The sequence below is a fragment of the Heyndrickxia faecalis genome (assembly GCF_040267745.1).
GTDB lineage: Bacteria > Bacillota > Bacilli > Bacillales > Bacillaceae_C > Weizmannia > Weizmannia faecalis.
The window spans coordinates 3,154,587-3,177,082 of sequence record NZ_CP158453.1 but is presented as its reverse complement, the minus strand read 5'-3'; the positions used below and the strand labels follow the sequence as shown (position 1 = coordinate 3,177,082).

At 40.6% G+C, this 22,496-nt stretch carries 14 protein-coding genes and 3 pseudogenes; 14 read left to right on the top strand and 3 right to left on the bottom strand.

Features of this window, described 5'->3' with window-relative positions; all coding sequences use genetic code 11:
• Positions 1-39: 39 nt before the first annotated feature.
• The 13 genes and pseudogenes from ABR335_RS15180 to ABR335_RS15120 form a co-directional block, all read left to right on the top strand.
• Positions 40-320 (top strand): annotated as a pseudogene (locus ABR335_RS15180) (transposase); the annotation flags it as partial.
• Between the two features lie 254 nt (positions 321-574).
• A complete protein-coding gene (locus tag ABR335_RS15175; RefSeq protein WP_350346348.1) occupies positions 575-1,912 on the top strand; it encodes a UDP-glucose dehydrogenase family protein in 1,338 nt (445 codons plus the stop codon).
• A gap of 196 nt (positions 1,913-2,108) precedes the next feature.
• Positions 2,109-3,278, top strand: a complete 1,170-nt coding sequence (locus ABR335_RS15170) for a nucleotide sugar dehydrogenase (RefSeq protein WP_350346347.1) — start codon at positions 2,109-2,111, stop codon at positions 3,276-3,278.
• Positions 3,279-3,720: 442 nt separating this feature from the next.
• Positions 3,721-5,346, top strand: a complete 1,626-nt coding sequence (locus ABR335_RS15165; RefSeq protein WP_350346346.1) for an ATP-dependent nuclease — start codon at positions 3,721-3,723, stop codon at positions 5,344-5,346.
• Positions 5,333-6,400 carry a UvrD-helicase domain-containing protein gene (locus ABR335_RS15160; RefSeq protein WP_350346345.1) on the top strand — a complete coding sequence of 356 codons (1,068 nt, stop codon included), beginning with the start codon at positions 5,333-5,335 and terminating at the stop codon, positions 6,398-6,400. Before ABR335_RS15165 ends, ABR335_RS15160 begins: the two co-directional genes overlap by 14 nt.
• A gap of 221 nt (positions 6,401-6,621) precedes the next feature.
• Positions 6,622-7,540: pseudogene (locus tag ABR335_RS15155) on the top strand (ADP-ribosylglycohydrolase family protein).
• Between the two features lie 928 nt (positions 7,541-8,468).
• Complete coding sequence (locus ABR335_RS15150) at positions 8,469-9,080, top strand: hypothetical protein (RefSeq protein WP_350346344.1); 612 nt, start codon at positions 8,469-8,471, stop codon at positions 9,078-9,080.
• A 51-nt stretch (positions 9,081-9,131) separates the two neighbouring features.
• A pseudogene (locus ABR335_RS15145) lies at positions 9,132-9,488 on the top strand (xylose isomerase); the annotation flags it as partial.
• Positions 9,489-9,547: 59 nt separating this feature from the next.
• Entirely contained in the window at positions 9,548-11,047 is a 1,500-nt protein-coding gene (gene xylB / locus ABR335_RS15140) for a xylulokinase (RefSeq protein WP_350346343.1), read from the top strand.
• Positions 11,048-11,389: 342 nt separating this feature from the next.
• Positions 11,390-14,725 carry an Ig-like domain-containing protein gene (locus ABR335_RS15135; RefSeq protein WP_350346342.1) on the top strand — a complete coding sequence of 1,112 codons (3,336 nt, stop codon included), beginning with the start codon at positions 11,390-11,392 and terminating at the stop codon, positions 14,723-14,725.
• Between the two features lie 259 nt (positions 14,726-14,984).
• On the top strand, positions 14,985-15,344 hold the full coding sequence (locus ABR335_RS15130; protein WP_013858322.1) for a helix-turn-helix domain-containing protein: 360 nt from the start codon (positions 14,985-14,987) through the stop codon (positions 15,342-15,344).
• Positions 15,283-16,095, top strand: a complete 813-nt coding sequence (locus ABR335_RS15125; RefSeq protein WP_225620947.1) for an ImmA/IrrE family metallo-endopeptidase — start codon at positions 15,283-15,285, stop codon at positions 16,093-16,095. The genes ABR335_RS15130 and ABR335_RS15125 overlap by 62 nt, the downstream gene beginning before the upstream one ends.
• Complete coding sequence (locus ABR335_RS15120; protein WP_017551431.1) at positions 16,092-16,733, top strand: hypothetical protein; 642 nt, start codon at positions 16,092-16,094, stop codon at positions 16,731-16,733. Before ABR335_RS15125 ends, ABR335_RS15120 begins: the two co-directional genes overlap by 4 nt.
• 381 nt (positions 16,734-17,114) lie before the next feature.
• Here the strand turns inward: ABR335_RS15120 and ABR335_RS15115 are convergent, their stop codons facing one another.
• From ABR335_RS15115 to ABR335_RS15105, 3 genes are all read right to left on the bottom strand, one after another.
• On the bottom strand, positions 17,115-18,464 hold the full coding sequence (locus ABR335_RS15115) for an MFS transporter (protein WP_341289421.1): 1,350 nt from the start codon (positions 18,462-18,464) through the stop codon (positions 17,115-17,117).
• Between the two features lie 117 nt (positions 18,465-18,581).
• Entirely contained in the window at positions 18,582-20,120 is a 1,539-nt protein-coding gene (locus tag ABR335_RS15110; RefSeq protein WP_035191022.1) for an FGGY-family carbohydrate kinase, read from the bottom strand.
• Positions 20,121-20,164: 44 nt separating this feature from the next.
• Complete coding sequence (locus tag ABR335_RS15105; RefSeq protein ID WP_350346341.1) at positions 20,165-20,941, bottom strand: SDR family oxidoreductase; 777 nt, start codon at positions 20,939-20,941, stop codon at positions 20,165-20,167.
• Between the two features lie 242 nt (positions 20,942-21,183).
• Here ABR335_RS15105 and ABR335_RS15100 point away from each other — a divergent pair, with 242 nt between their 5' ends.
• Positions 21,184-22,308, top strand: a complete 1,125-nt coding sequence (locus ABR335_RS15100) for an ROK family transcriptional regulator (RefSeq protein WP_326244528.1) — start codon at positions 21,184-21,186, stop codon at positions 22,306-22,308.
• The last annotated feature ends 188 nt before the right edge of the window (positions 22,309-22,496 follow it).

Genomic DNA, 22,496 nt, shown 5'->3' with positions numbered 1-22,496 from the left:
ATAATGTTTCATAATGAAATTCGAGTTATACGTTATAAGATTGAGCAACTCGGCTGGGAAATCACAATGAAGGGACCACTCTTAGGGAATCTGTTGAGAACTACTACAACCGGTTCTAATTTTATCCGGAAACGATTTTGACAGATAAAAACTACCGAAACAGTGATGATCTGGCATACTGCAAATCTCTTGGCATTCTTCTGAGCGGGCAAAGGTAGGGACGTCCACCCAAAACGGAAGAAAAAAACCTTGGAACACGTGGCAAGGCAGGATGCTCTGAACGTAATGCCTTTGAAGGCGAATTTGGCGAAGGTAAGCGCTGGGCTAGACCTTAATTTGAGCATGCCTTCAGGATACTAGTAAAACAGTAGTAACCTCTAATTCCTCATACTGAATCGGGGACGGAAGTACAAGGCTATTTTTTGTATTTCTGAACAGGTATATTTTGATAACCAGATTTAGTCTTGTATCTAATTCGTTCAGTTAGCCCTAATTGGGATCCTATTAATATAAAAATTTATTAATATAATAAAAAAGAATACTAAATATGATATGATATTAGGAGATGTACAAATTGACCAAAATTACAGTAGCTGGAACTGGTTATGTTGGATTGGTAACAGGTGTTTGTTTAGCAGAAGTTGGCCATCAAGTGACTTGTGTTGACAATAACGATGAAAAAATTTATCTGCTCAGGCAGGGAATTTCTCCAATCTATGAACCAGGGCTTGATGAACTGATTGTCAAGAATACCGAAAATGGAAAATTAGCTTTTACGACGGATTATCAAAGTGTCTACGCCCACTCAGATGTTATTTTTATCGGTGTTGGCACGCCGGAAAATGAAGATGGGTCGGCTAATTTAAATTATGTCTTTACTGTTGCGAGAGAGATTGCGGAATCCGTTGAGCAGGACTGCCTGGTTGTTGTAAAATCTACTGTGCCAATTGGAACGAATGATAGAGTGGAAGCGTATATTAAAGAACATTTGAAACATAATGTAAAAATTGAACTGGCTTCCAATCCCGAATTCCTTGCACAAGGAACAGCGGTACGCGATACGCTCTATGCATCCCGGATTGTCATTGGAACGGAAAGCGATGAAGCGAAGCAAATTTTAATGGATGTTTATGAACCTTTCAAACTTCCAATTCTTGCTATGAATCGCCGAAGCGCAGAGATGGTAAAATATGCTTCGAATGACTTTCTGGCTTTGAAAATTTCCTTTATCAATGATATTGCAAACCTATGTGAAAAGGTTGGTGCGAACATTGAAGATGTCACAAATGGGATGAGCTACGATGAAAGAATTGGCAACCGATTTTTAAATCCGGGGATTGGTTACGGTGGCTCTTGCTTCCCGAAAGATACAAAAGCGTTACACTGGCTTGCGGAAGAAGAAGGATATATTTTAAGAACCGTGAAAGCAGCCATTGATGTGAATGAAAAACAAAAATATGCACTCATCAAAAAAGCACGCAATGATTTTCCAACTTTTAACGAAAAAAAGGTGGCGGTATTGGGGCTCACCTTTAAACCCGGAACGGATGATTTACGTGAAGCACCGTCCATTCCGAACATCCGCCTGCTGCTAAATGAAGGGGCGCGTATACAGGCATTCGATCCGGTTGGGATAGAAAACTATAAGAAACTGTTTCCTGATCAAATTGCTTATAAACACTCTATTGAAGAGGCTTTGGAAGATGCCGATCTTTGCTTTATCTTTACTGAATGGCCGGAAATCAAAGAAATGGATCTGGATTTGTTTAAGAAACAGATGAAGACTCCGTATATCTATGATGGCCGGAACTGCTTTAGCCTGAGTGAAATTGAAAATAAAGGGATTAATTACCATTCAATTGGCCGCCCGAGTGTCGTTGAATTCAGCGTACTCGATGAAGTTCAGGCGTAAATTTAAAATAGAGCACCTCAAATCAGGGTGCTCTTTTTTTCTGCATTTATTCTATAATTTGTCAAATTTTTTTCGGAAAATAGCGGGAAGGGTTGATAAAATAAAAGAGAAAACAATGATCTGTATGTTTTTTAAAAAATGAAAGCGGAAACAGATCTGTAGTCGCCTATCTGAACAACTTTAGGAGATGTTTTCATTGACAAAAATTACAGTTGCAGGAACAGGCTATGTAGGTTTATCAAATGCAGTGCTTTTGGCGCAACATAACGAAGTCATTGCGCTTGATATTCTTCAGGAAAAAGTGGATATGATCAATAACAAGCGGTCGCCTATTGTGGACCATGAAATCGAAGAATATCTTGCAACAAAAGATTTAAATTTAGCGGCGACAACTGATAACTATCTTGCTTATAAGGATGCTGAGTATGTCATCATTTCTACCCCGACAAACTATGATCCTGAGAAAAATTATTTCAACACGAGAACAGTGGAAGCTGTAATCGCCAATGTGCTTTCAATTAATCCAAATGCCATTATGGTGATTAAATCGACTGTACCGGTTGGATATACTGAAATGATAAAAGAAAAGTTTGAAACAGACAATGTGATCTTTTCTCCTGAATTTTTACGTGAAGGCAAGGCTTTGTATGATAACTTATATCCTTCGAGAATTATAGTGGGAGAGCAATCAGAACGGGCTAAGGTTTTTGCGGGCTTATTGGCTCAAGGTGCAATTAAAGAAGACATCCCTGTATTGTACACAAATTCAACAGAAGCAGAAGCTATTAAACTATTTGCCAACACTTATCTTGCCATGCGGGTTGCGTTTTTCAATGAGTTAGACTCATATGCGGAAGTTAGGGGATTAAGTACGAAACAAATCATTGAAGGAGTCGGCCTTGATCCGAGGATCGGCAGCCATTACAATAACCCATCGTTTGGCTACGGCGGCTACTGTCTTCCTAAAGACACAAAACAACTACTCGCTAATTACGAGAACGTTCCGAACAACATCATGCAAGCCATCGTCGATGCGAACAGAACAAGAAAAGACCACATTGCCGAAATGATTATCAAGAAAAACCCGAAAGTCGTCGGCATTTACCGCCTCACCATGAAAACTGACTCCGACAACTTCCGAGAATCCGCTATCCAAGGCGTCATGAAACGAATCAAAGCAAAAGGTATTGAAGTGGTCGTATATGAACCCGTCCTGCATGAAGAGAAGTTCTTTAATTCAAGTGTAGTCAATGACTTGGAAGAATTCAAACAGGTCAGCGATGTCATAGTGGCAAACCGGTTATCAGATGATCTGATTGATGTGGAGGAGAAGGTGTATACGAGGGATTTGTTTAGCCGGGATTGAGGGATTATTGGGAGCCGGATTCAGCTGGAGATATGATGAAGTATATAATAGAAGACTGCTTATCAGAATGATAAACGGCTTACGGGATTATGCTTCAACTGAATTCAGGACACAGTATTACAATTATACGGAAGCTATATATCATGTAATTTTAAAACAAGGAAATGCTTGGGATTATTTTTTATCTGGTCATGAAACATCTCTTGTCTGATACCAATTACGAACGTTCTGATTTTTCGGTACTTAGAAAAATATATACCTGAGAAATTAAAACGTATACAACGGCTTATAAGTAACTGCAGGATAATCATATAACCGATTTCTTCTATTTTAATCGGATGACAAGAGAAAAGATAAATGGTTGGGAATACTGATGAACTAAAGGATATATAACAAAACCGGTTAAGACGTAGAATACTTTTCTTAAGGAGAGACATAAATAATGAATATTGAGAAAATAGTTGTTAAAAATTATAAGCAATTTAAGGATTTGGATATTACTTTTAACAAGAATTTAAATATACTAATTGGAAATAATGGAGTAGGTAAGTCTACTGTACTTGAGTTGATCCACCTCGCCTTAACTGGAACAATTCGAAATAGGCCGATATATTACGAACTAAATCCATATTTATTTAATGTGCATACGACTAAGCAGTTTCTAGATGATGTTGAGCAATACGGACTTGGCAGACTAGAGGTGGTTTGTCCTCCCGAGATTATAATAGAAATATACTTTACGGATACAGATGATAGCGATTTAAATGAATTATTGGGAACTGAGTGTTCACAGCCAGGTGAACATTGTGGATTAACTTTTCGAATAAAATTTTCAAGTAAATATGAAAAAGAATTTATTTCATACATAGAAAAAGAAGATGTTGCCTTTATTCCGACTGAATATTATGAAGTTGAATGGGTTACCTTTGCTGGTAAGAATATCACACCGAGAAATATTCCCATAAAGTCTCAACTGATTGATTCCTCAGGAGCAAATATGAATGGTGTTCCTAAAAAGTATTTTTTGGGTTTGGTTAACGACACCTTAGATGAAAAACAGAGAGCAAATTTGTCTGTATTATATAGGAGTTATAAAGAGAAGTTCGCGCAAAATAAAGACATATCTAATTTAAATATGGAGTTAAATGGAAAAAAGAAAGATTTTTTGAATGATGAAAGAGAGGTTGCATTATCTTTAGATATTAGCAATAAAACAAGTTGGGAAACAGCCATCAATGCATATATAGACGGTATTCCATTTGAGAATATTGGTATGGGAGACCAGAATATCTTAAAAACAATTTTTGCAGTCACGGGGAGAAAACCCAAACAAACCATTATTTTAATTGAGGAGCCTGAGAATCACCTTTCTTTTTCTAACATGAGAATATTATTAGATAAGATACAAACAATAGCAGAGGGCCAACAGATATTTATATCAACACATGAGTCCTATATTTTAAATAAGTTACAACTTAATAACCTTATACTGATTTCTCAAAATGGTACAATGAAAATGAAAGAATTACCACAATCTACAGTCCAGTATTTTCAAAAGCTGCCTAACTATAATACATTAAGATTTATTTTATCCAAAAAAGTTATTTTAGTGGAAGGTCCCGCTGATGAATTGATAGTGAGTAAAGCCTTTTTAGATATACATAATGGCAAATCACCATTAGATTGTGGAGTTGACATTATTAGTGTGAATGGCCTGTCATTTAAACGATTCTTAGATATAGCCATGCTAATAAAAATCAAGACATTTGTGGTAACAGACAACGATGGAGATTATGATAAAAATATTACAGAAAAGTATAAAAATTATAACGCCGATAATATAGAAATTTGTGCTAGTTCTAATAATTCTTTAAACACTTTGGAACCGCAATTTTTACATGAAGCCTCTAATTATGAGAAGCTTAAGAAAGTATTGGGGAAAAATACTTCAATTGAAGACTTAAATACTTATATGACCAACAACAAGGCTGATTGGGCACTGAAAGTTTACCTAGATGAGAAACAACAATTTAATTATCCGGAGTATATCCTAAATGCAGTACGTTAAAAGAATAATTCAGGCTGGCGCAGGAACTGGGAAAACAAAATTACTAATTGATAATGCCTTACAACTTGTCAATCAGGGAAAAGTCTTATATCTGACATATACAAAGAATAACCTGAAATCAATGAAACAGGATATTATTCTACAAGAAGGAATTGTCCCTCAGAAAGTGGTATGCAAAACTTGGCAGGAGTTTCTTTATAATGAACTAGCAAAGCCTTATAGAAAGATGGCTGAAATGCCAAAAATAGAAGGGCTTGACTTTAGGGTGGAAGGCAAAATTCCTAGAAGGCGTGGAGTCACAAAAGATTCCTTTCTTTACTATTTTAACTCTAAAAATGAATTGTACTCCGAAAGGTTGGCTCAATTTTGTTGTAAGGTAAATGAAATAGTTGACGGCAAGGTTTTTAATAGATTACAAAAAATATATACAACAATTTTAATAGATGAAATCCAAGATATGAATGGTTACGATTTAGATATTCTTCATTGCATTTATAATTTAGATTGCAATGTGATTATCGTCGGTGATAACCGACAGGCAACATATTCTACAAATCATAGTAGAAGACATACCCAATACAAAAATGATAAAATATTTAACTTCTTTAGACAAGTAATGGGAGTACACGAAATTGAGAAACTAGAAATATGCTATAGATGTAACCAGGAAATATGTGACTTTGTCAACCAACTTTTTGAAAATCTAAATTTAACATCCGCTAGAACAGAAATATTATCAAAAGAAAATGGTATTTTTATCATAAAAACCGTTGATGAATTAGTAGCTTATATTCATCGATATATGCCTACAATCTTAAGTTATAACAAAAACGGATTAAAAAAAATAGAAACACTAGAGCTGGAGGTTTATCCTGAAACAATGACTTTTGGAAGCTCAAAAGGTTTGACTAGAGATAGAGTTCTCATATTGCCTACAGCTGAAATGAAAAAGCATGCATTAGGGAAAAATTTTAATTTATCACCTACAACTCTGGCAAAATATTATGTCGCTGTAACGAGAGCAAGAAACTCAGTGGCTATATATGTAGGTTAGAATTTGGTTTGATGGTGTTCTCCTACCTAAAACTAGCAAAATCTCTACAATTTCTTTATAAAATAAGCTAAAGGCACCAAATCCTATTGTCAAGACGCTTATTTAATTTTTAAACAGCTCCCTCCTTCCCTTTATGGATAGGTAGAACTAAGAAATGTGTGGACTTATATCCAAGGAGATGGAGGAGGGTGAGCGATCGTGAGTTGTGTGGATATTTACACATGGTTATATCCTTTGTAATATACAAGACTTCCGGGAGTGTAGGAATGCTTGATAAAATTGAAGGCGGTTTATTTGGACTGGCAGTAGGAGATGCATTGGGTGGAACAACGGAGTTTATGTCGGAATGCGAAATTAAAGAGCGATACGGCCAAATCAATGAGATTATCGGCGAATTTAAAACCCGGTGAAACGGCTGATGACACGGATATGACGATCTGTGTTTTGAAGGGGATCATTGCAAATCCCCAAAATCCAATCGGGGAAATCGGCAAGGAATTTACGCGTTGGTGGGAGTCGGACCCGAAAGATATTGGCATTACGGCCCAAACGGCTTTCAATTGTTATCAGGGCGATTGGTTTCAGGCAGCGGAAAAAGCCCATGATGAACTGGACAGGAAGAGTGCTGGAAACGGGACATTAATGAGATGCTTGCCTGTTGCGCTTGCTTATTCGGATCCGCAAAAAATAGATGAAATCTCAGCCTTGCAATCCAAAATGACGCATTATGACGATCTGGCATCTGAAGCATGTGTCATTTATAATCACATCGCCAGCAGGCTGATAAATGGTGAAGCGTTAAATCCAGCCATTCAGGCGGAAATCAAGCATACCAGGTAAGCATCAAGCGGGATGCAGCAACCAGACTGTCCGCCGGATGGATATGTCGTTCACACAATGGAATGGGTACTCAACTGGCTGCTGTCTTCGCACTCATTTGAAGAAGTTGTCACGGGTGCCGCAAACATGGGGAATGACAGTGACACCATCGCCGCAATCGCAGGCGGCTTAAAGGGAATGGAAATCGGATTTCGGCAAATCCCGTATCGGTTCACGGAAAAATTGTTATTGAAGGACGATCTCCATGCTTATCTAAAACGCCTGTATGAGATGAGGAACCAGGACTCACATGCCATGTAGGCAAATGGAGAAGGAGTAAACGAATTTTGACCGGCAGTTATTTTTTGCTTAGATGTTTCTGATATCCGAAATTTGACGGCGTTGACTGTCCTGAATTTGATGCGTATAATTATCCATTACTACAAAAAAACCTTTGATTAGGTTTGGTAAATGCTCATTAAAAAAAGTTCGGGATGCTAAGCTTGTTCATGGTTTTTCTTTTCAAGCGAATTAGATAGAAGAGCATATTCTTTAGATCATTTGAAAAAGTCTTTCAAAATAGACATTTCATCTTATTCAGCATGCACACCGTTTGCCGAATTCTGTATATGCCGAGGATCATGCAGGATGGTTTACGCATACCAGAAGATGGAACACGGAAAACATCTTTTAGAGAAAGCAAAGGAATGGTAGTCATTTTATGCTTAACAGCAGCAATAAAGTTTATATGTTCAATATTTCTCATTGTGAGATATAAACTGCATCATTTTATTTATTTAACAAGGTGGAGGAGGCCCTTTCTCTTGCGCCTAAGGGTAAAACGAGAGGACATTTTACTCGTCAAATTCAGGACATGCACTGCTGGCAACTTATAACGATTTCAGTAACAAGACTACCGTAGAATTCATTTTATGGGAGTTTGGCAGTTATCATTGTAACTATCCTATGGGTAAGGAAGACGAAATGATCGGGGTTCGTCGATATACTTCTTGTAAAAAAGTAACTGTCCTTTGAGACGGGGCTGTTAGTATCACCAGGGCGGTTAGAATAGGAAGCGAACTTATTACAAAGCAGAGTTTTTCTGGAAACTATTGCTAAATCTCGTTTTCTTCTATTTTAAAAAAACATAGACTTTGAAAGTTGAAACGCATACAACAAATTTATAAACATCTTGGGAGAATAGTCCTGCTTGAGGTGATTTAATTTTGGAAGAGAAGGGGGATATCAAATGGATTCCAACACTAGGCAATCAGGACAGAAAAACAAGAACAAAAAGCTTGTGATTTTAGTAAGCGGTTTCGCTTTAATAATTGCCGCTGTCTTTGCACTCGTAATATACAATAGTATTCAGCAGGAAAAAGCAAAAAGAATTGCTGCTGATAAAAAATATGTGCATGCTATGCATCAGTTTGTATCGGATGGATATAAAGCAGGAACAAAAGCTGAAGAAATGGTAAAAACACTTCAGGATGTGTGGCATGATGCTATTTTTGAAGCGACATATGAAATCGATGGGAAAATTCACGCTTCCGGTATGGACTTTAATGACGCAATTCAAGCACAATATACATCATTCGAAAAGAATGGAGACCTATCAAAACTGGAAAGTCATCAGGCTGCGTTAGAAGTTGATATGGATAAATTGAAAAATCCACCAGCAAAGTATAAAGATATTTACCAGGATATTGTTGACGCATACGGGTCTTTAAAGGAATTTACTGAAATGGCTGATGACCCAAGTGGTTCTTTGGACTCTTTTACAGACAAGGCCAATGAATTAGATAGCGAAGTTGCCAAGAAACTAAATGCTGTAGATGTTCAATTACCAGAAGAAAAGTAAAGGCTTGCCCCGTATTTTAGGCAGTATCATTCTTAAACCAGTTTTTTATTAGGCGGCCTTGGCAGGGGCGGATTGAACTTTGATGCGAAAACACGCCGCGCCTCGTTCACAGATGAAGATCTGTTTTATGCCCATATTGCCGGTATGGACAGCTTTGCCCTTGGATTAAAAGTAGCGAACCGGCTGATTGAAGACCGGGTATTTGATGCCTTTATCGAAGAACGGTACAGCAGTTATAAAGAAGGCATCGGCGCCGATATCATTTCCGGCAAAGCTAATTTCAAATCACTTGAAAACTATATTATTGATAAAAAAGAAATTACAAACCAATCCGGCCGCCTAGAACAACTGAAAAACACGCTGAACCATTACATTGTGCAAGAAGCCTATCAAAGTGTAAATGCATAAAATTCCGAACCGGTCTGCCTGGATGAAGGTCGGCCGGTTTATTCAATGGGGAGATTAAGATGAAATATGCAATCGGTGTCGACCTTGGGACAAGTTCTGTTAAAGTATTGCTTGTTGACCAAAATGGACAGGTGGTTTCATCTGTTTCCAAATCCTATCCGTTAATGCAGCCGCACCCGGGTTACAGCGAACAGGATCCGGAACAATGGGTCGAAAAAACAGTTCAGGCTTTGAAAGAACTAACGGAAAAATCCGAAGTATCCCGCGATGAGATTGAAGGACTCAGTTTTTCTGGCCAAATGCACGGGCTTGTGCTGCTGGACGAAAATCTGCAAGTCATCCGCAATGCCATTCTTTGGAATGACACAAGAACAACGGAACAATGCAAAAAAATCGATCAAGTACTGGGTGGTAAGCTGCTGGAAATAACAAAAAACCCGGCTTTGGAAGGATTTACACTCCCGAAGATGCTTTGGATCCAGCAGTACGAACCGGAAAATTTCCGGAAAACGCGTGTCTTTCTCCTGCCAAAAGATTATCTCCGTTATCGGTTAACCGGAACGATTGGCATGGATTACTCGGATGCAGCGGGCACCCTGTTGTTAGATATCGTTAATCAGTCGTGGAGCACGGATATTTTGCGCACATTTGACATCCCGGCCGGCATTTGCCCGCCGCTTGTTGAGACGGAAGCAGAAGTCGGCACATTATTGCCGGACATCGCTGCGACGTGCGGTCTTTCTCATGCGACCAAAGTGTTTGCCGGTGGGGCGGACAATGCCTGCGGTGCAATTGGCGCCGGCATTTTAGAAGAAGGCAAAGCACTTTGCAGCATTGGCACATCCGGTGTATTCCTTTCATATGAATCAGACAGCAATAAAAACTTTGGCGGCAAAGTGCATCTTTTTAATCATGGACAGAAAGATGCTTACTATACAATGGGCGTTACACTCGCCGCCGGATACAGTCTGTCCTGGTTTAAGGATACATTCGCAAAAGGCGAAGATTTTGCAACATTGCTGGAAGAAGCCGCGCATTCTTCGATCGGGGCAAACGGCCTGCTTTTCACGCCGTTTATTGCCGGGGAAAGAACGCCCTATGCCGATGCAAAAATCCGCGGCACTTTTACAGGCATTGACAGTTCACACACCAGGCGGGATTTTACCCGTGCAGTGATGGAAGGTATTGCCTTCTCTATCAATGAAAGTGTTGAAATTTTTCGGAACTATGGCAAGAACATCGATACCGTGGTATCCATCGGCGGCGGTGCGAAAAGTGACCTGTGGCTGCAAATTCAGGCTGATATTTTTCAAGCAAAAGTTATCAAACTTCAAAATGAACAAGGTCCCGGGATGGGCGCCGCCATGATTGCAGCAAGCGGATTGGGATGGTTTTCTTCCCTCAAAGATTGTGCAGCCGCCTTTATCCGGACAGGCCGGACATTTGAGCCAATACCGAAAAACGTCAAGCGTTACCGGGATTTTTACCAGGTTTATAAAGATGTTTATCCGCACACCGTCGCGATCAATCACCAGTTGTTTGATTTAAGGAAGGAATGAGGGGGCTGCAGCACATTCAACTTGATAAATGTACCGTATGTTGGCTTTTTTTCGAAAAATAGTCGTTTTACCCTCTTTTATCCGTTGAAACAGTTTTCAAGTGAAAAGTATTTCTGTAAAAAATTTACATTCGGTATTTTTCTAATCCCTGGGATTTTTTTCAAATTCCGGGGTTTTTGTTTATCCTATCTTTAAAAATTAAAAGGGGAAATTTGTGATAAACCCTAGACAATATTTAGAAAATATCGTAAACTTTAAACAAAGTGGTTTTCATTTCTTTTTTAATATGAAAGGGTTCTGCAAACTTGGGAGTGAGATCCACCAGATTAGGGGGGGAGTTATATGAAAAAAGTGAGATTCGTACTCTATGTATTGTTAACGTTCTCTTTGATCATTGGGTTGCCGGTAGGGGCACAGGCAAGCAGCGGGGATACGAATTACTATGAACTCATCAGCAATGAATTTCCTGATGGTTCAAACTCTGAATATACCGGTTCTTTCCGTATTAATAATGATGCCTATGCCGACAGCAAAAATCTCAGCCCGTCTGCATATCGTATGGATTATGTGGCACCGTTTGACACAGAGAAAAACCAAAATAAAGCTTTGAAAAAAGAGACAAAGTCGATTAAAAAAGACTATGTGAAAGGGGATAGCAAATCATTCTACGTCCAAAACATGGAAACCAACGATTTTTCATCCATTTCTGCAACGCTTCTTTATAGTGGCGCTCATGCCAACGTTTGGGTGAACAACAACGATATTACAGAGGATGAAGCAGCATTACTTGGAAAGGAATTCGATAATAAAATCTATCAATCAGATGTCGACAACTTTGGAATGCCATCTGATGTCGACCAGAATGGGAAGGTCAATATATTATGCTATGACATTCAAGATGGATTTAGTGGAAGCGGCGGTTATGTGGCTGGTTATTTTTCTCCGCGCGACCTGTATCAATACAGCTATTCCAACCAGTCGGAAATTTTTTATATTGATACCTATCCATTGATGGGTATGTCTGCGACGAAAGATGTTTCGCAAGCTTATTCTACCCTGGCGCATGAGTTTCAACATATGATTAATTTTAACCAGAAAGTATTTGTACAAGGATTGACCGATACGGATACTTGGATGGATGAGGGCCTCTCGATGGCGGCTGAACAAATTTACACCGGTGCGCCGTTGAATGACCGCATTGATTACTACAATGAAGATGCGGACATTACAAAAGGCCATTCGCTCCTGTATTGGGATTATGAGGGTGACACATTGGCAAACTATTCTTTATCATACCTGTTTATGGAATATTTAAAGGCCCAGTGTGGACAAGGAAACACGATTTATAAAGAATTGATTAGTGATCCACATACTGATTATCAAGCAGTGCAGAATATCATCCACAAATACATTGATCCGAACCTTAGCTTTGGCCAGTTTATGACAGATTTCCGTGCTGCACTTGTCTTGAAAGAAGACACCGGCCTTTACGGATTTAAAGGGGATACCGCTTTTGACGGGCTGAAAGTAAAAACCTACAGCGGCTCCTCAATCCATATAAAAGGCGGCGGATCCATCGTCAAAGCTTTAAGTTCCAAGGATGATTTTCAAGTTCCTTCTGACAAAGGAGACGATGTTACCTATACGCTTCTTGAAAAAGGTGATGCAGGCGCTGTAACGTCTCTTTCAAAACCGTCCGTTCAAACGGTGGGGGATAATGACACAGTGGTTACCGGTACGGCAGATCCGAACGTGGCCGTGAAAGTAGCGGTGAACGGAAAGGAAATTGGTTCCGATTCTACTGATTCAAATGGAAATTTTTCGGTCAGCATTCCTAAGCAAAAGGCTGGAACAGAACTGCATGTATATACAGAAGATGGCAAGGGCAATCAGAGTGAAGAAACCGTCGTCACTGTTCAGGACAAAACGGCTCCGGCAGCTCCGAAAGTCGGAGAAGTAAGCGAAACAAGTACTGCGGTTACAGGAACAACGGAAGCGGGGGCAAAAGTTACAGTAAAATCGGGCTCGAACATCTTAGGCACGGCAAAGGCTGATCATACCGGTGCATTCAAGGTAACCATCGCAAAACAAAAAGCGGGGGCGAAGCTTGTAGTCTATGCAGAAGATACAGCAGGGAACAAAAGCGCTGAAACGGTAGTAACGGTCATTGATAAAACGGCTCCGGCAGCGCCAAAAGTGAAAGAAGTAAGCGATGCAAGTACTGTGGTTACAGGAACCACAGAAGCAGGGGCAAAAGTTACTGTAAAATCCGGCTCAAACATTTTGGGTACGGCAACGGCTGATCATACCGGTGCATTTAAGGTAACCATTGCAAAACAAAAAGCAGGAACGAAGCTTGTCGTTTATGCGGAAGATGCGGCAAGGAACAAGAGTGCTGAAACGGTGGTAACGGTCATTGATAAAACGGCTCCGGCAGCGCCAACGGTTCAACCATTTGGCGATAACCAAACAGTGATTACAGGTAAAGCCGAGGCTGGGTCAACCGTAACGATTAAATCCGGAAAAACGATTTTGGGTACAGCCACAGCAAGTAGTAAGGGTAGCTTTTCAGTCAAAATCAAATCGAAGCAAAAGGCAGGAACGACTCTGACAGCTTACGCAACAGATAAAGCGGGAAATACAAGTGCAGGCAAATCGTTCAAAGTGGTAGACAAAACAGCACCATCAGCCCCGTCTGTCAATTGGTTTGGCGATAATCAAACAACGATTACCGGTAAAGCAGAAGCCGGCGCCAAAGTGACGATTAAACGTGGTAAAACGGTGCTGGGGACAGGGACAGCAAACAGTAAAGGCACCTTCTCAATCAGGATCAAATCGAAGCAAAAGGCAGGAACGACTCTGACAGCCTATGCGACAGATAAATCGAGAAATACAAGTGCAGGCAAATCGTTCAAAGTGGAAGACAAAACAGCACCATCAGCCCCGTCCGTCAATCGGTTTGGCGATAATCAAACAACGATTACCGGTAAAGCAGAAGCCGGCGCCAAAGTGACGATTAAACGTGGCAAAACTTTGCTGGGGACAGGGACAGCAAGTAGTAAGGGTAGCTTCTCAGTCAGGATTAAATCGAAGCAAAAAGTAGGAACGGTTCTGACGGCCTATGCGACAGATAAAGCGGGAAATACAAGTGCAGGCAAATCGTTCAAAGTGGAAGACAAAACAGCACCATCAGCCCCGTCCGTCGATCGGTTTGGTGATAATCAAACAACGATTACAGGTAAAGCAGAAGCCGGCGCAAAAGTGACGATTAAACGTGGTAAAACGGTGCTGGGGACTGGGACAGCAAACAGTAAAGGCAACTTCTCAATCAGGATCAAATCGAAACAAAAGGCTGGAACGACTCTGATGGCCTACGCGACAGATAAATCCAAAAATACAAGTGCAGGCAAATCGTTTAAGGTTGCAGATAAAACCGCCCCTGGCGTTCCAACAGCAGGAAAGGTCACTTACAAATCAACAAAGGTTTCCGGTAAGGCGGAAAAACATGCTACGGTTTATGTTTACAACGGTAGCCATTACGTCGGCAAAGCAACGGCAAATTCAAAAGGAACCTATTCGGTGCATATGAAGAAGCAAAAAAGAGGTTCCACATTAAAGATTTATGCAAAAGACAAGGCAGGGAATAAAAGCAAATACCGATATGTAAAGGTGAAGTAAGACGAAACGGCCTCCAGGTAGGGGGCCGTTTCTCCATATCCTGGAATGATAGATCGTTTTAGGTGAAAATTCCATCGCCTTCAGCTGGTGTTTTAAGCTGGGGATATTGGTCAATTATTACCAAATGCAATGAATAGTGTATTCGTATAAGGTATCCCAAACAAGGGAGATACTATGCTGCAACTTTTGTAGACGTCTACACTTTTTGCGTGGTTTTGTATATAATAAAGATATAGGAATAATTGAGGGAGTGTAATTCATGAATAAAGCCAATGAAGCGGCAATCAAAAAAGTGAGAGATTGGCTTGACACGGAAGGAAAATCCATTCAAGATCTTGCTGAGGAAGTAGGAATCAGTAAATCCTTAATGGGACATATTTTAACAGGAAAACGGCAATTTCTTCCAAACAGAATGGCTCAAGTCGCAAAAGTTATGGGGATTACCGTTGAAGAATTGTTAGCTGAAGATCGTTCAGAAAAACCTTATGTACTTTCTTTACGCGGGAAAGCCAATTCGAGGGCTGCCAAACGCCAGTTGGAAAATATGTTATTTGCAATTGAAGATTGTTTACGGATTGAGGAGATCAATCGTGCTACTGGGGAGAAACCATATGAGTAAGCTGAAGTTACAGTCGGAACAAGTTGGTGAAGCTTTCGCCGGGCAATTTTTAACTGATCATTTTGGCGCCGAAATATTTATCGGCCCGGGGATTGAGTTAAAACTTCAAGAAATATCACATGTTATTTTTCAAGATGTGCCGGACAACGAATATTTCGGCGCTACTGTAAATGTTGATTCGGAACAAGTTTTTGTGGCCATCAATACCCGGCAGCCTTTACGCATAAGATATTTTACAGTTGCACATGAATTTTGGCATTTATTAGGATATAAAGAAGTCATTAGTGAAGAAATTGACCATGAAAGAGCAGCTGACCGGTTTGCTGCAGCGGTAATGATGCCTGCCTCGCTTGTCCGTCTGCTATGGGGAAGACTGAAACAGGACTTTGGAGAAGAAAAAGCGATCATCATGATTGCTGACATGGCCGCAGCACCATACGAAGCTGTGGCAAGACGGATACTCGAATTAAAGTTATCAAAATCCCGCCGCTTGATAGCAATAAAAGAAAAAGAGTGGATTTCACTTCGTAAAGCACACCATCTCGCAAACAGCCCGCTTGATGAGCCTTTTCCCATTAAAAGCTTTAGCAAATATGAAAGCGTTATCGCTGAAGCTGTTGAAAAAAGATTATTAAATAAAGCAGAAGCATCTGGAAAATTGGCTCAAATCTCTCCGGAAACGGCGATAAGGTATCAAACGGAAACAAATCGTGAACGCACGATCTCACAGGAAGAGGAAGAAGATTTGTGAGAAGAGGGAAAGTCTTTATTGATACCAATATTATTCAACTCGCGGCTGTTTATAAAAAAAGCGATGTCATCGGGTGGATTAATCAGCTTTACGAGGATGTATACATCCATATCTCAGTTTTGAATGAACTCCTATTGAACAGATCAGTGGCGGAAAAACAAATTCATGAACAAAGGTGGCAACTTTTTGATCCGGATGATGTACAATGTCTTTCTCACGATGAATTTGAAATATATCGTTACTATGAACGATATATTGGAGAGAGCTTTAAGAGGCTTTATGAAAAAAAGAGAAATCTTGGAATGATACTTAAAAGCACAAGCAATCTTGGTGAAATTCACACATTGGCTGCTGCAATGTTATTGCAAGCTAGAATCATTTGCAGCAATGATTATGAGATACGAGAAATTATCCATGATGAAGAAATATGCACAGCAGCCAGTGAATACGATACCCCCGAGCTCATTATACAAGATACACTTGAAGATTTTTGTTTTTTTTGCGTACAACACAAAGTTGCAACCAAAAAGGAAGTGAGGCAACTCTTTAAAGTAGCTAATGCTGAAGATAACGAACCTAAGCGCCAAAGAAAGCTAAATGCTTTAAATGCAAGATTGAATGAACTGTCCGATTCATGAACTAGGGTTTGCTGAACGGATCTGATTTTGGCTTACATCCCATTTGTCAGCAAGCTCTGCCTTAATATATAAAAGAATACATCGGCGAAAATACTTGGTTATTCTTTATGCATTCAATCAGCTTTCAAATGCAAAGTTCTTTTAGTATTTTCTATATAACCCTTGCATTGAATATTTACTAAAGCCCTTCAAGTTTTTGCTAAGTCTAAGAGAATGTAAAATATTTTGTGTAAATGAATAAGTGAAGGTGAACTAGGGCGAAGCGGCCTCCGATAATGGGGGCCGCCCCAGTACAGATAAATCAATATGCGTGCTTGTGCCCTGTCACCGCTTGAAAATATCCCCCTTTGAAAATGAGGGGGATATAGAAGAAAAACCGGGTTATACTGTTTCTGCCGATTGAGAGTTAAAGATTTGACGGCGGCGCTCCAGTTCGATACTCATTTTTTCCCGTTGTTGGTCCAGTTTATAGAAACAGGTCGTGATGCCGATAAGCAGGCAGATCAACATGGGAATCCATATAAATGAAGCTTCAATATATTTTAAAGCAGTCGGGGTTTGTGTTGCGTTCGGGACATAGCCGCCCATTTTTAAGAATATCCCGATCAGCGCGCTTGCCAGCCCCATGCTTAATTTCACACAAAAGCCCTGAAAAGCAGCAATCATACCAGATATGCTTCTTTTTTTCTGATACTCCGAGTAGTCGATGACATCTGGTTGGATGGCAAATGTTGTCCCAAAAATGCCGTATATTCCAAGACCCGTTACGGCTAACCCGGCAATCAGTACAACTGGGAATGCGCTTCCAAAGTAGATCATTAAATCGCCGATAATGTAAATCGCTGTGCTTAACAGCAAGCAAGCTTTTTTTGATATTTTTTTCTGTAAAAATGGAAGAACAAGCAGCATGGGCAGGCCGGACAAAATACCGAAAAGCCCTACAAAAGTTAACCAGCTGGAACGGCCCAGATTATAGGTAAAATAATAGATAACCGTGGTATTACGGATCACAAATAATGCAAAGTAAAGAAAGTTTAAGATAAAGAACAGGATGCTCTGGCCGGTTAATCCTTTTAGATCCTCCAAAAACGAATGTTTTTCCTGTTTGACAGCCGGGGGTACAACTTCCTCTGTGTTCATAAAGGTAATCACAAATATCAATAAGGCGAGAACAGCATATAACGACATCGTAATGAGAAAACCTTTTTGTGTGCTTCCTTGCCCGAACAGGTTTACAAGTGGCGTTGTAATGGACATCACCAATGCTGTTCCCAATAAAGCGCAAATCATTCTGGTCGTTACAAGCCAGTTTCGTTCATGCACGTCTGAAGTCAGTCTTGGAACGATCGTGTTTAACGGAATATTGACAACGGTATATGCGATATTCAGCAAAGTAAACGTCACATAGGCCCAGACCAATTTTCCAGTCATTCCGGTAGCCGGCACGATAAACGTAAGGATGGTAAAAACAGTAAAAGGAACAGCTCCGATGATAAAATAAGGCCTCCCCTGGCCCCATCTCGTATGGGTCCGGTCAACGATCAATCCCATTCCGGTATCCGCAAATGCATCGATAATTTTCGTGACGAGCATCAATGTGCCGGCAGCGGCTGCTGTAATGCCAAAGACGTCCGTATAGAAAAACATCAGATAAGATGCCATTGTCCCGAACACAAGGTTACAACCTAAATCTCCTACACCATACCCCATTCTTTTTTTCCATTTCTCCATTTAACTCACATCCCCTTTTTTGAATTTCCGTTGGGCCGCTGTATCGTAATGGCGCCACAACTGGACATGATGGCGAGGCTGGAAAACCAGCCAATAAGCAAATCATGTCCGCTCTGTCTATCTTGTTGGTGATTCAACAAGGCGGGATATCGCTTTCATATCTTGTTTTAAATGTTGATAGGCAGATTGATAAACTTGATAGCAGGCATTATATTTTTCATGGTTTTCCGGATTTGGCAGGATCTTTTCATCTAACACCTGCCATTTTTTTGCGTCTTCGTAACTTAAAAGTCCTGTTCCGATTCCGGCAAGAATTACATCCCCCATATTGGCTTCAACATCATGGAGCGGGCAAATGACAGGGTAGCCGGTTACGTCCGCAAAAATTTGCCGCCAGACTTTAGATTTTGTTACCCCGCCGGCAATGTAGATGGAATTCCCCACATTTTCACCGGTTGCTTCCATGGCATTTCTTAAAGAATAGGCAACTGCCTCTAAGAATGCACGATAAAGATGTGCTTTTGTATGGGCAAGCGAGAGCCCAATAATTGTGCCCTTGGCATCTGAATCCCATATTGGGGCTCTTTCCCCCATAAAATACGGAAGGACGATAAGGCCATTACTGCCGGCAGGAATTTTCGATGCCTGTTCATTTAAAATATCATAAGCATTTCTGCCGCCGTGTTTCTCTGCTTCCAATTCAAACTGGCACAGGGTTTGCTTGAACCATTTGACGATCGCGCCTGCCGTATTGGCTCCTGCAAAACAATACGATAATCGTTTGGCGTCATATAAATAAGGCCAGACAATCAAACCTTTTCCTTTCGCAGGCTGGTCGGAGATAAGTGCAGCACACATCGAAGTGCCGATAGAAGCGGCGTAAATGCCGGATTCCAATACCCCCAGCCCGATGTTTGCGGCGCCGCAGTCGATTCCGCCGGCGATGACGGGCATACCTTCAGAAAGCCCCAGTTCTTCTGCTGCTTTTTTCGTCAATCCGCCAACGATATCCGTTGACTCTACAATCCTTTGCGGCATCATCGACATAGGAATTCCCATTTGATCCATTAATGTTTTTGACCATGTCCTTGTATTCATGTCAAAGATCCCGCCAATATTGCCTGCCGAAGAATAGTCAATCGCAATTTCACCAGTCAAATGGTAGATGACGTAATCGTTAGGCGGAAGAAAGAGTTTCGTTTTTTTCCAGTTTTCCGGTTCATGGCGCTTCATCCATAAAATTTTTGTGTAGCCGTAATATGGATCTGCCCCGTTATAAGTGATTTCCTGCAAGTTTTCTTCCCCGATATGCTCGAGCACCCATTTCGTTTCTTCATCAGCTCTCCTGTCCATCCAGATCATGCAAGGCCTTACAGGTTTCATGTTTTCATCCAGCGGTATGCCGGAACCTCCGTAAAGCCCGCTAATTGCAATCCCGGCAATCTTTTCTTTTGAAATGCCGGATTTTTGCACCGTGTTGCGGATAGAGGCTTTGGCTGCGTCTAGCCATACGTCCGGCCACTGCTCCGCCCATAAAGGCCTGGGGGTGATAATGTCATATTCTTGCAAGTCCTGGGCAATCAGATGGCCTTCTGTATCCATCAGCACTGTCTTTGTTCCTGAAGTTCCAATGTCTGTCCCAAGTAAATAATTCATTAAAAATAAACTCCTTTAATAATAGAATCAAAGTTTTGCAGGCATTAAATACAAGTGAAGGCGCCATCTACAATAAAATCAGCACCGGTTGTGAAGGTGCTCGTGTCACCTGCAAGGTATACACAAATCGATTGCAATTCTTCCGGCTTTCCCATCCGGTGAAGCGGTGCCATCTTGTTCCATTTTTCAATTAAAGGCTTCAGGCTTGGGGAGTTTAATGTCAGTTCTGTGCCCATATATCCCGGGCTGATACAGTTGACCCGCACATTTTTGTCCGCCCATTCAACAGCCAATGATTTCGTCAATTGGATAACGCCTGCTTTAGAAGCATTGTAGGAGCATTGCGGCTGCGGTACGTTGACAATATGTCCGGACATGGATGCTGTATTGATAATTGAACCGCCGCCTTGTTGAATCATTACTTTGCCGGCTGCCTGCGCAGTTAAAAAGATCCCCGTAAGGTTCACATCGATGACTTTTTTCCATTGTTCGAAGGCCATTTCTTCAGCCGGGACATTCAGGCAAATCCCCGCATTGCAAAACGCAACATCAATCCGCCCGAATGCATCCAATATTTTTGTGATCATTGCCTTTACATCCTCTGGTTTTGTCACATCGGCTTGTACTGCAATGGCCTGGACCGGATGATTTTCTTGCAGTTCTCTGGCGGTTTTTTCTGCTTCTTTTAAATCCACGTCAACAATTGCGATGTCTGCACCCGCTTCAGCAAAAGCAGTGGCAACGCTTTTACCAATCCCTCTTGCGCCGCCTGTTACGAAAATCTTTTTTCCATCCAATCTCATCTTTTCAATAATCCCCATTTGTGCTTACGCCCCTTTGATAAGTTATTTTATAAAATCATTTTATAAAACTTGTTTATATAATAAAACGCTTTTACGGGAGTGTCAATAGAAAGCGCTTAAAAACTGGATCCTAATATTTTAAAAAATTCTCAAAAATATCTGTACGATGCCATTCCTAAGTTGTGAGGCATTTGTCTGTATGTTATAGTGAATTTAAACAACTGTTTTTATAAATCGTATTTATATAATGGGGTCATCACATGGCGAATAGCATGACATTGAAAGATATAAAAAAGAATAATTATTCCTTGATCTATCACTTGATTTATCAGCATAAAAAACTTTCCAAACAAGAAATTGCGAATATGCTTCATTTAAGTCTGCCGACCGTTAGCCAGCATTTGACGCAGTTGGAGAAGAAAAATCTAATTCAAAAAAATGGATACTTCGAATCTTCTGTTGGCAGGCGGGCTGCAGCTTATACCATATGTCAACAGGCACGTATTGGGATCGGAGTTGAAATCCAAAAAGAGAAAGTCCGCATTTTGGCGGTTGATTTACGAGGCACAGTCTTTCAGCAAAAAGAGCTGTATCTGACTTATGCAAATGACGACCATTATTTTAAACAAGTTAGCCAGGAAGTACAGGCATTTATCGATCATTTTGATTTTAAGAAAGAGCAAGTGCTGGGAATTGGATTTGCAGTACAGGCCCTGACTTCTAACGACGGAGAAAAAATTTTGTACGGCAAAATATTGGATTGTACAGGATTGGATATCCATGTTTTTGCCCGGCATCTTGACTATCCTTGCAAGTTCTTGCATGATGCAAAATGTGCGGCTACAACAGAGCTTTGGATGAGAAAAGACATTGGAGATGCAGTATATTTATCGATCGGGACGCATCTTGGCGGGGCGATTATTATCAATGACCAAATTTATATGGGGAAAGATGGGCACAGCGGGACTGTCGAACATATGACAATTGATCCGAATGGTTCTTTGTGTTACTGCGGGAAAAGAGGCTGCATGGAAACGCTCTGTTCCATCCATGCACTATTAAAAAAAGAAGAATCCCTGGCATTTTTCTTCCAGCAAGTTCGTTCAGGGGTGCCTTCCTATGTGGAGAGATGGCATACTTTTATAGAACATCTGGCTTTTTCCATTAATAATATTCGCCTTGTAATCAACCGGGATTTTATTTTAGGCGGGTATATTTCCCCGTATTTAAAAGATGAAGATTTACAAATTCTCCATGAAAAGGTAAATGAGAAGACAGCTTTTCCAAGTGAAGAACCGTTTATTTTTATTAGCCGTTCCAATGAAGACGGTGTTCCGGTTGGTGCGGCCATTCCGTTTATCCAATCGTTTCTGGACAGTATTTGAAACAGGTGGAAAGTCAAAAACCATGTTGAAAATTCAAGATGAAACGGCCTCCGGATATGGGAGGCCGTTTCAGTATGAAAGAAATATGCTTGGGGTCTCCTATACAGAAAACTTATGCCCTGTACAGATTCAACCTTGGATGTCAAATGTTGTCCCGAAAATGCCGTATTTCCAAGATCGGTTAGATA